At 52.6% G+C, this 12463-nt stretch carries 13 protein-coding genes; 3 read left to right on the plus strand and 10 right to left on the minus strand.

Annotated features, from left to right (window positions below; all coding sequences use genetic code 11):
- Positions 1-31: 31 nt before the first annotated feature.
- The gene (gndA, locus tag NXS13_RS00240) at positions 32-1489 is read right to left on the minus strand and encodes an NADP-dependent phosphogluconate dehydrogenase (RefSeq protein WP_259076991.1); all 1458 of its coding nucleotides are present in this window, start codon (positions 1487-1489) and stop codon (positions 32-34) included.
- Positions 1490-1605: 116 nt separating this feature from the next.
- On the opposite strand from gndA, the gene NXS13_RS00245 reads away from it, so the two are divergent.
- The gene (locus NXS13_RS00245) at positions 1606-2085 is read left to right on the plus strand and encodes a PaaI family thioesterase (protein WP_259289207.1); all 480 of its coding nucleotides are present in this window, start codon (positions 1606-1608) and stop codon (positions 2083-2085) included.
- On the opposite strand, the gene NXS13_RS00250 is transcribed toward NXS13_RS00245, so the two are convergent.
- The 3 genes from NXS13_RS00250 to NXS13_RS00260 all read right to left on the minus strand — a co-directional run bounded on the left by NXS13_RS00250 (position 2082) and on the right by NXS13_RS00260 (position 5910).
- Complete coding sequence (locus tag NXS13_RS00250; RefSeq protein ID WP_259076987.1) at positions 2082-3290, minus strand: trans-acting enoyl reductase family protein; 1209 nt, start codon at positions 3288-3290, stop codon at positions 2082-2084. The genes NXS13_RS00245 and NXS13_RS00250 overlap by 4 nt on opposite strands.
- A gap of 45 nt (positions 3291-3335) precedes the next feature.
- Positions 3336-4385, minus strand: coding sequence for a magnesium and cobalt transport protein CorA (locus NXS13_RS00255; protein WP_259076985.1), 1050 nt, complete (start codon positions 4383-4385; stop codon positions 3336-3338).
- Positions 4386-4506: 121 nt separating this feature from the next.
- Positions 4507-5910 (minus strand): NAD(P)/FAD-dependent oxidoreductase, encoded by a 1404-nt coding sequence (locus NXS13_RS00260; protein WP_259076983.1) that lies wholly within the window; start codon positions 5908-5910, stop codon positions 4507-4509.
- A gap of 404 nt (positions 5911-6314) precedes the next feature.
- Here NXS13_RS00260 and NXS13_RS00265 point away from each other — a divergent pair, with 404 nt between their 5' ends.
- The gene (locus NXS13_RS00265) at positions 6315-7541 is read left to right on the plus strand and encodes a cyclopropane-fatty-acyl-phospholipid synthase family protein (RefSeq protein WP_259077108.1); all 1227 of its coding nucleotides are present in this window, start codon (positions 6315-6317) and stop codon (positions 7539-7541) included.
- 131 nt (positions 7542-7672) lie between these two features.
- Here the strand turns inward: NXS13_RS00265 and NXS13_RS00270 are convergent, their stop codons facing one another.
- The 3 genes from NXS13_RS00270 to NXS13_RS00280 are packed head-to-tail and all read right to left on the minus strand — an operon-like array spanning position 7673 to position 8908.
- On the minus strand, positions 7673-7855 hold the full coding sequence (locus NXS13_RS00270) for a hypothetical protein (protein ID WP_259076982.1): 183 nt from the start codon (positions 7853-7855) through the stop codon (positions 7673-7675).
- A complete protein-coding gene (locus NXS13_RS00275) occupies positions 7852-8571 on the minus strand; it encodes a YceI family protein (RefSeq protein WP_259289208.1) in 720 nt (239 codons plus the stop codon). Before NXS13_RS00275 ends, NXS13_RS00270 begins: the two co-directional genes overlap by 4 nt.
- A gap of 4 nt (positions 8572-8575) precedes the next feature.
- Complete coding sequence (locus NXS13_RS00280) at positions 8576-8908, minus strand: hypothetical protein (protein ID WP_259076978.1); 333 nt, start codon at positions 8906-8908, stop codon at positions 8576-8578.
- A gap of 182 nt (positions 8909-9090) precedes the next feature.
- Between NXS13_RS00280 and NXS13_RS00285 the strand changes: the two genes are divergently transcribed.
- A complete protein-coding gene (locus NXS13_RS00285) occupies positions 9091-9495 on the plus strand; it encodes an RNA polymerase-binding protein RbpA (RefSeq protein WP_259076976.1) in 405 nt (134 codons plus the stop codon).
- Between the two features lie 46 nt (positions 9496-9541).
- Here NXS13_RS00285 and NXS13_RS00290 read toward each other — a convergent pair whose 3' ends face one another.
- The 3 genes from NXS13_RS00290 to NXS13_RS00300 form a co-directional block, all read right to left on the minus strand.
- Positions 9542-10336: a polyprenol monophosphomannose synthase gene (locus NXS13_RS00290; protein WP_396125045.1), complete on the minus strand. Its 795-nt coding sequence runs from the start codon at positions 10334-10336 to the stop codon at positions 9542-9544.
- Between the two features lie 64 nt (positions 10337-10400).
- A complete protein-coding gene (gene lnt / locus NXS13_RS00295) occupies positions 10401-11870 on the minus strand; it encodes an apolipoprotein N-acyltransferase (RefSeq protein ID WP_259289281.1) in 1470 nt (489 codons plus the stop codon).
- Between the two features lie 17 nt (positions 11871-11887).
- Complete coding sequence (locus NXS13_RS00300; protein ID WP_259076974.1) at positions 11888-12430, minus strand: FxsA family protein; 543 nt, start codon at positions 12428-12430, stop codon at positions 11888-11890.
- Positions 12431-12463: the final 33 nt, after the last annotated feature.

Genomic DNA, 12463 nt, shown 5'->3' on the forward strand with positions numbered 1-12463 from the left:
ACACGTAGCGGGCGCGGGCTGGGCGGTAAACCTAGGAGGTTTCGATTTCAGTACGGTCACCAGACCATAAGGTATGGAAGGTGCCCTCCTTATCGACGCGACGGTAGGTGTGCGCACCAAAGTAATCTCGCTGCGCCTGAATTAATGCAGCTGGCAGCCGCTCGGCTCGAAGTGAATCGTAGTAGGAAAGCGATGATGCAAAAACCGGTATGGGCTGACCAATATGAGTTGCCACGATTACGATACGACGCCACGAATCAATGAGGCCACTCAACTCCTCCTTGAAATACGGGTCGAGCAATAAGGTCGTGAGCTCGGGGTTGGCATCGTATGCTTCCCGAATTCTGTTGAGGAATTTCGCCCGGATGATGCAGCCGCCCCGCCAGATCGTTGCCAGGTCGCGGGGGTCCACATTCCAGTTATTCTCTGTCGAGCCAGCTTTAATTTCGTCAAATCCTTGTGCATAGGCGACGAGTTTGGAGGCGTAGAGAGCGCGGCGTACATCCTCGATGAAAGTATCGCGATCGATACCGAGAGTCTCTAACGAGCTTAATTCGCCAGAGGGGAGCGTCCCTACGGTGGCCTCGCGTTGTGCTGCGGCACCTGAAAGAGCTCGAGCGAATACCGCTTCGCCGATACCCGTAACAGGAATGCCTAGGTCGAGCGCTGCCTTGACCGTCCAGCGGCCGGTACCTTTTTGACCTGCTTGGTCAACAATTAAGTCCACGAGGGGAGTGCCGGTTTCGGCATCAACCTGAGAGAGTACTTCAGCCGTAATTTCAATAAGATAAGAATCGAGATCGCCCTTATTCCAGGTGCGGAAAACTTCGGCTATCTCTTCAGGTGACATCTGTGCGCCGTATCGCAACAACTGATAGGCCTCACCGATTACTTGCATATCGGCATATTCAATGCCGTTGTGTACCATCTTGACAAAGTGGCCGGCGCCATCAGGGCCGATATGCGTGACACAGGGTGTTCCGTCAACAACAGCTGCGACAGACTCCAGTAGGGGTCCTAAGGCGTCCCAGGTGCGGGCGGGTCCACCCGGCATAATCGACGGGCCGTTGAGGGCACCTTCTTCACCGCCAGAAATTCCTGCACCCACGAAGTTGAGCCCGCGAGCAGCTATTTCTTTCTCTCGGCGGATCGTGTCCGTGTAGAGCGAATTGCCGCCATCTATGATGATATCGCCTTCATCCATAGCATCTGCCAGCTGGTTGATAACGGCGTCAGTAGCGGCGCCTGCCTGCACCATAATGATTGCACGGCGAGGCTTTTCCAGAGAGGCCACAAAGTCCTCGATGGTTTCGGAGGGAAGGAAATGTCCCTCATCACCGTAATGCTCCATGAGGTCTTCGGTTTTGGAGTAGCTGCGGTTATAGACCGCTACGGTATGTCCTCTACGGGCAAAATTTCGAGCGAGGTTGGAGCCCATGACGGCCAGGCCAACGACCCCGATATGGGCCAAATTGCTGTGGTTACTCATAGTGTCCTAGCATACCTCGTTCGGTGAATGATCCCATATCTCGACTCATGAGAGTGCACGGTTGATGGCTCTGGTTGATAGTTGCGGTTATTTTTTTCCTCAGTAGGGTTGGATCTATGTCTTTAGTTACTGAAAATCCAGATACCGTCACTGAACTTACTCACCTCTTGTCCGAGGTTCCCGAGGTGGGCTTGCATATGCGCGAACTAGCTCAACTTAACGAGCTGCTCGGGGGCTATTCAACCAGTTTAGGTTTACGCTTTACAACGGTAGAACGCGATAAAGTATGTGCCGAGATGCCCATCAGCCACGACCATTTGCAGGCCATGGGGCTGGTAAACGGAGGAGTATACTGCGCCATCGCCGAGACCGTAGGATCGGTTATGGGGCTCATCAAGGCGCCGGGAAAGCTGGTCGCCGGGGTAAACAACAATACTGACTTCTTCGCTCCGGTTCGCGCCGGTGTTCTCAGCGCGGAAGCCAGCATCATCCACGCTGGTGTATCAACTCAACTTATACACGTTGATATCTTCCACCGCTCTACTCTGGTAGCGCGATCGACGCTGCGCACCATGGTTCTCAAGCCCCACGATTAGTTGAAGCTCATCCCACCCCTGCGTAGCCTATCGAGGTAGATATCTCCTAAAGCCGTCGCTGGGGTGAAAAAGCCTCCGCGGATAGGTGCTTCATCTCGGTACTGGCAAGCAAGGGTTTTCGCAGCCTCACTAAGCATCATGGCGGTGACATAGTAACCAGGGTCTCCGAGTGCGCTAGTGGTGACACTGATCTGCCGGTCGGATTCGGTAGTGCCAATGAACTCAATGATAAATCCGCCTTTACGAAGATTCTTTTCCCTAGCACCCTGCCCAGGTTGCGGGATGACGAAAGAGAGAGCCTTACGCAGGCGTGGGCGGCTTAGGAGCGCGAAACCGGCGCCAAGAAGACCGGTAATAAGGTCACGAACAATCAGCCCTTTCAATCCATGCCCGCAATCGAGCGCTTCGGTATAACGCATATCACGTCCGTACCGATGGCCCAGTAATGCTTGAGAGCGTCGAACGACACGAGTATTAAAGGGCGCCATAAAGAACGGAGCTAAGTACCGATTCTGGTATTGTTCGCGAACTAGGTCTGGTTGTCGGAGACCTATGCTGCGGGCACGGTCGCGCTCGGCCGTCGGATCGGGATTGAGCGCGAAAGGATTGTGGATCAATGAAGCAATCCGGCGATCTGCGTGAGCGGCAGCACTCACTGCTTGCATCGACGCTATCGTTCCGCCGGATAGAGATCCCGACAGCTTCCGCACTATCATACGCACTTCTCGAAGCGGTTCCTCTGCTTTTTGAGCTAGCCTGTAAACTCCCATATCACTGGGAACTGAATCGAAACCACAGGCAGAAACGAGGACCGCTCCGGATTTTACTGCATCTTTTTGGTAGCGATCGATCATGCTTCGAATAAAAGGAACTTCTCCGGCTAGATCCACATACCCCGTACCTCTGTGCGCGCAGGCCTTGATGATCTCTTCGCCGTAGTGGCTATAAGGCCCCACCGTGGAGATGATGACCCGTGCGCGCTGTGCGAGCAGATCCATATCTGCGCTATCAAGGGCATCTGCAATGATGATTGGAGGAGTCGGTTCCTCGAGACGATTAACGAGGCCTGCAAGCTTATGGTGATTGCGACCAGCTATCGCGATGCTGAGCTGCTCCGAGTGTGCATGAAGGTACTGGGTTACTAGTTGTCCGACGTAGCTACTGGCACCGAAAATAATGATATCGAATTCACGTGAGGCATCCATGACTCTATCCTAGCGATGACGGCCCAGCTTGATGATGGAAGTGGGCTAAAGCCAATTCCATTTTTTGAATGCGAGCCACATCGCTATCACGAGCGAGACCATGATCGCAAGGACGATGAAATATCCGTATTGAGTCTCCAGCTCAGGCATATTGGCGAAGTTCATACCATAAATACCGGCCACAAGGGTGGGTACCGCCGCCATCCCAACAAATGCAGAAATGGAACGCATATCCGTATTTTGCTGCAACGTGACTTTTGCGACAGCGGCGGTAATCAAGTTCGTGAGGCGTTCATCGCAGCTCGCAATCTCGTCTTTGGCTACAATCTCGTGATCCAGAACATCGCGAAAATAAGAGTGAATTTGGTCATCAATGAGATCTGCATTATTGCCAAGTAAGCTGCGCAATGCAGGGGCTAGGGGATCGATGGCATGACGCATTTCTAAGATCTCGCGCTTAAGCAAATAAATTTGATCAATACTGAAATCAGACTGCGGAGTGAAAACTTCTTCCTCGAGCTCGTCGACGTCTTTGGTCAGTTCACGCGAAATCATCATATAATCGTCGACCAAACAGTCAGACATGGCCCACGCGATAGCCATGGGCCCGTAGCTCGTGGTGTCCTGGTGAACTAAGCGCTTGGCCACATCAGGGAGCGGGGTATTATGCCGAATGGTGATTATGGATCGCGGCCCCACTACCATTTGAACTTCGCCCGTTGAGATAACTTGGCGGGTGCGCACCACGGATTCTTCGTTGATATCGAAATCTGTGTACTTAACGCTGCGCACGACTACAAAAAGCTGATCGTCGTAACGCTCTACCTTGGGGCGCTGATGCGCAGTCACGGCGTCTTCGGTAATGAGTTCGTGGAGGGCTATATGCTCAGCGATATCCTGCATTTGAGCATTGGAGGGCTCGACCAAACTCAACCAGAGGAAGCGATTATCTCCCGTTTCACAGGTCGAAATGACCTCGGCCAATTCTTTTGGCGATCTGACGGTGAGTTCCTCGTTTAGGATTCCATCTTCGTATATATAGAGATGATCGATGATCGCAGCAAAATCGGGGTGGGCATGAGCAAGGGAGGGCACTAAATTTAACTTTCTACCTAGAAAAGAGGAGCGCTTGTCACAGGATAGACTACCGCTAGCGGCATGCACGAAAAAACGCTGGGAGAGTGGTGTGTCCCAGCGTTTTTTGGTTTAACTCGTATTAGGAACGACCAAAGCGGGAGGTATCTCGAACCTCAATGGGGGCATCTGTATAGTCGTCGACGTTGGACATGAGTTTCTGCAATGCAGTGCGCGAGTGCATTTGCTGTCTTGTGGTAGCCAAGTGCCAGCGCTTGCGCGACATGGCATTAAGGCCCCACGAGATCATTGAAATGAACCGGTTACGGAAGCCCACGATGAACATGAGGTGGACCACAAGCCAAAGTATCCATCCGATAAATCCGGTGATTTCAACCTTGCCGAGCTTAACAACCGCATTAAAGCGCGAGACTGTAGCCATGGAGCCCTTGTCGAAGTATTCGAATTCAGGGCGTTCCTCAGCGGAGCGACCTTCTACTTCAGCAGCAATTTGATCTGCTACGTACTCTGCACCTTGGATAGCAACCTGGGCAACTCCTGGCAATCCGTTGTAGTTCATCATATCGCCAATGACGAAGACATTTTTCTCATCGGCCACGGTGAGATCGGAATTGACCGGGACGCGGCCTGCGCGATCTACCTCAACCCCAGCCTGATCGGCAATGAGCTTGCCCAGTGGGGAAGCCGCGACACCGGCAGACCAGATCTTGCAATAGGAGTCAATGGTGAAGCTTTCACCGCTCACGGTATCTTTATAGGTCACTGCACTGCTGGTGACATCGGTGACGATTGCATTGAGTTTGACTGTTACGCCAATTTTTTCCAAGGAACGCTGGGCGTTGCGGCCGAGACGTTTGCCAAACGGGGGAAGAACCTGCGGTGCCCCATCGAGCAGGATGATGCGGGCGTTGGCGGGATTGCAGCGACTATACGCCCCCGATAGAGTACGATGTGCGAGTTCTGCGATCTGGCCAGCCAATTCCACACCGGTAGGTCCGGCACCCACAACGACGAAAGTTAGGAGACGATCGCGCTCTTCGAGATCTTCTGATAGTTCCGCGCGCTCGAAGGCGCCCATGATTCGGGCCCGGAGCTCGAGAGCATCGTCGAGAGTCTTCATACCTGGGGCGAATTCTGCAAAGTGATCATTGCCGAAATAAGACTGTCCTGCACCTGCGGCCACGATCAAAGAATCATAGGAGACCAATTTATGGAAACCGCCAAGTTCGGTGCGAACCGTCTTGGTTTGCAGGTCGATATCGGTCACCTCGCCCTTGAGAATATTAACGTTCTCCTGTTCGTTGAGAATCTGGCGCGTCGCTGGTGCAATCTCACCTGACGAGAGAATGCCCGTAGCCACTTGGTAGAGCAATGGCTGGAAAAGATGGTGATTCGTGCGGTCGATCAAGGTGATATCCACATCCGCATTCTTCAGGTTGTTCACAGCGAATAGTCCACCGAATCCGGAGCCGATGACGACGACGTGGTGGCGTCCACCCTCGGGGCGGAATGGAGTTTCAGGCATGAAAATTTTCTCCTCATACATCGGTTTTCATCAAGATGAAAATAAAGGATGTATTCTTAGTTGTTTGACACTAGTGTTTTCGCACCACACTGACAGCGTGGTGTGATTTTTAACATGTTAGTCGCTGCCACACTCAATTTCCTATTTGAAAACTAATTCGATTTTCGTCTTCGTGAATTTTCCGCGAATTCCAAATCCAGGAATTTTACCCGGTGACTGTTCCGTGTGCCGCGCCTGGGTACACCCGTATTGCCCTATAAAATAGAAAAAAACTGTGCACTCGAGAAGCGGAGGGATGCGTCATCGCGATATTTAGCTCTGTGCACCGCGATTTTGCGGCGCACCTCGAATATATTGACGCCGAGGCGTGGCCTGGTATTGCCCACATTCCATCAGGGCGACTTATGGCCGCTCGAGCTAGGCGCAGCGAAGCCGAATTTGCCGCAGCCTGTCAGAAGGCGGAAATCGCTCTGACGGGGGATCGGCCGGATATCGTTGTTGCGCGTGAAGAGCTCTTTTATCGGATTGCTCATGCTGGTTGGTTGGGTTTTGCCGAGGGGTTTATGGCGGGCGAGTGGAGTGCGCCAGACCTCCCAGCAGTGCTGCAAAAACTTATTGAGATTGAGTATCGCCCGCGCCATTTTCGGCAGATTGTGGGTGGCATATACGACGGATCGGAGATCCCAGCAGCTCTCTACAAGCATTTTTCCGGGGATGGGATGAGCCCTCACGGCACACTATTTTCCTCGGGAGTGCCAACGACACAGCGTATCAATGTGAAAAGCTACGCGCCTGGCGCTCGACGCGGCCGAGAGTCAGCAGCACATTTCGTTGACCTTACCGAGGTGTCGCCGCCTGCACATGTAGAGCGTGCTGATTTAGCGGATGCTCAGTGGCGAGCTCTCCATGAACTTCTTCGGTCTGCCCACGTGGGCACTGGTACACATATTTTAGATTTTCCGGCCTCGGGGCCAGCGATGGCACTCGCTGCGGCACATGTAAAGGCCACGGTGGACATTGTCAGCAGCGACATGGAATACGTGCGCTATATCCGCCGGATACTCAATTGTGAAGATTTAGCGGAACTGAGTCAAGCGGTGAGAGTGGAGCATATCGACGGTTTATTTCCTTCACCCAAGACGTGGTCTCGCAATTATGATGCGATTGTTTCAGTGGAGAAGTTGGAGCATATGGGAGGGGGTGCGAAAAAAGCATATATGAAGTTCATAGACGATGTTATTGCCCCTGGTGGTTATATAGCGATGCAGACTGTGGTCGCCACTGAAAGGCGATCCAAGGCTAGTGAGGAGAGCCTCGCAGTTTTGAGGGCTTATGTGTCACCAGCCTTGGATTATTTAAGGACCGAGGACATTCACCGTCTGGTGGACACTCACACTCACTGCAGAATCATATCGCAAACACATAGTGGTAGTCATTATGTCGAAGGCTTGAAAATGCAACGCGAGATCTTTGAAGGCAAGTTACGAGAAGCGGCCGCGGATGGTTTTGATATTACGTATCGGCGCTTGTGGATTTTCCAGCTTGCCTTGCGGGAAGCCTTGATGCGCTATGGTGCCTTAGATGCCGCCCAGCTGGTGTTGACGACACGGCGCGGTTCGCGGCGTCGGTGATCCTTGGGGAAGTCAGCTAAATGACATAATGTACATTATCGGACAATTTTTGGGTTTAGGCCAAGATGAAATAATGCCCGCTATTATGTCACAGTGACACAATAGCGGGCATTGTTTGTGTGCTCGCATCTCTACTTGCTAAGACTGTCTCTCATGGTTTTTCGGATTCTGTATAGTTGGATACTAATCATCACCACCAGGACTAAGCCAATGCCACCGGCGATATAGCTTCCCTGGATGAGTACATATGCGGTAAAGGCCACAACCACGACTAGACGCAGCCATAGCATCGGTTGCATCCGTGGATCATTCACGATGCAGAGTCTTCCGGTTCAGGTTTGATCTTCTCGAAGGTCAGTAAAATATTTAATTCGCCTTCCTCGTCAATCTTTGCCGCCACAAAGTCAGGAGTTTTCACACCATAGTCGATGCGGTTGATATCAATTGTACTACTCATAGAAATTCGATCACCATCGCGCACGGCCAAAAACTCACTGGTGATCTCCTGTGTAGTGTCCTTGATAGTAAGTTCACCGGTGATGTTTACTACTCCCGCGGCACCGTTGCTGGGAAGAGAGCTGATATCTACCGGTTGAGTAAGCCTAAAATTAGCTGTGGGATAGATATCGGTATCGAAGATTTTTCGACGTACATTAATATCTCGGCGTTCCCTATCAGATGAAATAGATGTCATATCAACTTCAATGCGACCTGACTGAATGGTTCCACCGGCGATCTTGATATCCCCTCGTACGCCTCGGGTCGATCCAGATGTAGTCCGTCGGTCCGACGGCAGCAACTCTCCAAATGTAAATCCCACTGAGGATATATGAGGAGAACGTCCGTATACTACAGTCCAATATCCGTCTATATCGGTGGTGGCCGGTTTGGTAGCGGCCGTGTCTATGCTGCCCGTCTTAATACCGGGGCCCAATAGCACAGGAATGACCGCCGATGCTAGGGCGAAGAGACCTAAGAGTACAACCGCAGTCACCGTCACAAAAATTGCTATCCGCGCTTTTAGATTCATTACCCTACCTTAATCTCAACTGCTCAATACTTTTGGAGATCCCAACTAATTCTGCGCACAATGCAGCCACTTCATCGGGATGCGCTCCCTCGGCAACAGCAGTTTGAATATCCTCAGCAGCGCACCTCAGCTCGAAGAGCGAATCCTGAAGCTGATGAGCCCTGTCAGGAGTTATGATAACAGCCTCGGAGGAAATGACCGTTCCTACAACCGCGTTCCGCTGCTCATAAGCGCGCTGGCGGCATGATTGACTGCAGTATTTGCGTGGCCTTCCGCGTAGCGGCTTTTCTATTTCGGTTCCACACCACTGACACGCCAGCGCTCGTTTACCTGCCATTCTTCCCAGTCTAGCAACCAGGTCACTAGACCCCCAGCACAACCGTCACAGACCTCAACTCGGAACTTTTCACCGTGGTGTAACGTTATATCCAATGATCCGTGAGTAAAAGGTACTCGCGTCAATCCCCCTACCGCTGTTGAGCGGGGGAAGAACTTTTAAGGAAAGGACTGATTCGCACTATGGCAGACCGCGTTCTCCGTGGTTCCCGAATGGGTGCCGTCAGCTACGAAACCGACCGCGACCACGATCTAGCACCTCGCCAGATGGTCCGTTATAAGACCGAAACAGGCGACATCTATGACGTCCCCTTCGCTCACGACGCCGAAATCCCCGAGACCTGGCAGTGCAAGAACGGCCAGACCGGTCATCTCATGGAGGGTGAAGGAGTCTCCGCTAAGCCCACGAAACCACCGAGAACTCACTGGGATATGCTGCGGGAACGGCGCTCAATCGAAGAGCTTGACCAGCTCTTAGAAGAGCGTATTGATCAGCTACGCCGACGGCGTCGAAACGCAGCTCGGCTTCTCAAGCAGCAGGAGGAAGAGGCAGCTGCCGCTCGCGCAGAAGAGGAAAACGTTCACTAATGCATAGCGAAAACCGCAGTGGGATATGTCCACTGCGGTTTTTCGATTAAATATAGTGTTCTTTACGCCACTTCTTAACTTCGTGAGCAATAAGATGATAACTCTCTCTGGCGATCGCCTTAACCTGTTCGCTGCGATAAGTCAAGCCCCACTTGCTCACCTCAAGCAGCGAATCCTTCACAAAGGATCCATCCAACTTCGATTCCCCGATTTCGCGTTCAGTGAAGGTTATAGGAACCTCGCGGATATCAAAACCCAAATTATTCACTCGCCACGCCATATCCACCTGGAAGATATAGCCCGCACGGGACAACTCATCAAAATTCACCTGTTCTAAGACCTCGCGTCTAAAGGCCCGATAGCCAGCTGTCATGTCCTTGATGCCCGCCCCTAAAGCGACAGAGATATAGACATTGCCTCCCTTTGATAGGAGGTAGCGATGGCGAGGCCAGTTCACTACTTCCCCACCAGAAACGTATCGTGAACCAATCACCATGTCAGCGCCTTGGTCGATCTCGTCAAGAAGGCGGTGCAATTGCTCTGGAGCATGGGAACCATCGGCGTCCATCTCCACCAGAATGTCGTAGTGGCGCTCAAGGCCCCAGTGGAACCCTGCGATATAGGCGCCGAGTAGGCCGCTTTTGCCCTCGCGGTGCAGTACGAAGATATGGTCATCGCCGCTGGCTAGTTCATCGGCCAAATCACCGGTACCGTCGGGAGAATTATCGTCGATAATCAAAATATCAACATCCGGGTTACTTGCACGCACCCTTGAGGTGATGAGCGGAAGATTACCCACTTCGTTGTAGGTTGGGATCAAGACGAGAGTCTGAGAGCTCAAGATATTCTCCTTTAACAGGTCAGATACCCACGGTCGCTCTATGGAAGTGGGTGCGAAAAAGACTCTAGAGTTTCCGACGTACTAATGCAATCGATAGCGCCACAGCGATAAGCCCCATTATGACTAAGGCCCACTCGATGTCTGAGCCAAAACGAGCCGCAGGGCTGAGACTGTCTTTCAGCGGCACGGAAGCTGTCAGATTCTTGGCCTCGAAAATTCCTGTTCGAGACTGGATACTTCCATCGGGTGTCACAATCGCTGATACCCCAGAAGTAGCCGCGACAATAACAGCTCGATCCAATTCGATCGCGCGCATCCGGCTCATTGCTAACTGCTGATAGGTCATATCGCTGAATCCGAATGTGGCATTATTTGTCGGAGTGGACAGAATTTCTGCTCCAGCTCTGACGGCATCCCGCCCCGCTTGGTCAAAGGCAACTTCATAGCAGGTGCTGATACCAACGCGTACGTTGCGTCCCAGTTGCATTGCACGTATCGCTACCGTGCCATCTCCGTGTCCAGGTTGGAAATTGCCGGCTAGATCCACCATAGAGGAGAAAGTACGGAAAAAATCACGCATGGGCATATATTCCCCAAACGGCTGGAGAAATTTCTTGTGGTGGTACTCCCCTGGTCCTGAAATTGGATCGAAAACCTGCATTGTATTGTGTGCCCCCGCCTCATCTCGAGTAATTGTGCCCACTAGGATTGGCGCATTGAGCTGCGATACCGCTTGATCGATCAAACGCCGAGCATCCCCATCCTCGAAGGGGTTGACATCGGAAGAATTTTCTGGCCACACTGCGAAGTCAACAGGTTCAGAGATCCGTGCAGTCTCTGCCACGTGATTGCCTAATACTGCACGCCGCTGGGCATTGAAATCGAGGCCCAGCCGTGGCACATTGCCTTGCACTGCTGCGACTGTGACCGTCTCAGTGCTTTCACCTCGGGGCATCATGATGGCGGTGGCGCTTAAAATCACGACAAGGCTGAGCACCAGCCCGTGGCCTAGATCCATTCTCCAGCGGGCCAGCGTTGTGGCGAGCAGACAAATCATGGCACTCACCAGCGCAGGCCCCCCGAGAAATGCCAGGGATGCCAACGGACCATCAATCTGCGTCCATGCTAGGCGGACCCACGCGAAGCCACCATAGGGCCATGAGGAACGCAGGAACTCGATGGTGACATAGTAAAAAGCGAAACCGATATAACCGTATCGATGGGCGAGTATAACTGCTCCACCTGCTCCTAAGAGAAGAGAATACAGTGCCAAAAAGATTGCTAGCGCTATATATGGGAAGGCTCCGACAAACTCACCAATCCACGGCAGCATCAGGAGGTAGACCACGAGACTGTGGGCGAAAGCGATCACAGAGCCACTGCGCATACTCACAGCACGACCGTTATAGGGGCTCAGCGATAGCACGAGCACAATCACCCCGACGATTGCCGCCTTCCACCACCCCAGGGGTTGATAACCGCTATAAACTAGCAGGCCCCCAAAAGCGCTCAGCGCTATCCGGCCGAGAAAAATTACCAAAGGTTTATGCCTCATGAGGACTTTTTGGGGTCGTCAAAATCTTCAGGATTAAGATTTTTCGACCACGTGCTGAGCTCTTCCTCGTCGATTGTTTCGGCCGTTGGGGTCACTGAGCTCCCTGAGGCACGGGATTGTGCCCCCGGCCCAAAGTGGCCGTAGCTGTGCGGAGAGCGGTAGCCCTGGGTCATTTCGAAACTGCGTACCCCTAGATCCGCGATCTTGGCTCGTAGTTTTTTAGCCAAAAGACGGCGCACGACGGCCCGGGTAGGGGCGATGATGAGAATAAGTCCTATCAGTGTGGTGACAAAACCGGGCAGAGCAACACCCACTGCGCCCGCAGCAAGCAGACCTAGATCTCCAACCGCCTGTCCAGCACTGCTTCCTAGGGAGGCACTACGAGCAACTCGGCGCATCTCAATTGCGGCTAATAATAGCCCTGCAAAGAAGAATGCAAATAGCAGTAAAAGGGCTACGCCCACTCCCAGCCATTTGGATACCAGCCAAAAGGCCAGCGCCTCGCACACGAAATAGGGCACAACGAGAAAATATGGCATAGCAAAATACTAGCGCAATAACGCGCGCGCCGC

This window comes from Corynebacterium sp. ES2730-CONJ (assembly GCF_024834055.1).
In the GTDB taxonomy this organism is placed as follows: Bacteria; Actinomycetota; Actinomycetes; order Mycobacteriales; family Mycobacteriaceae; genus Corynebacterium.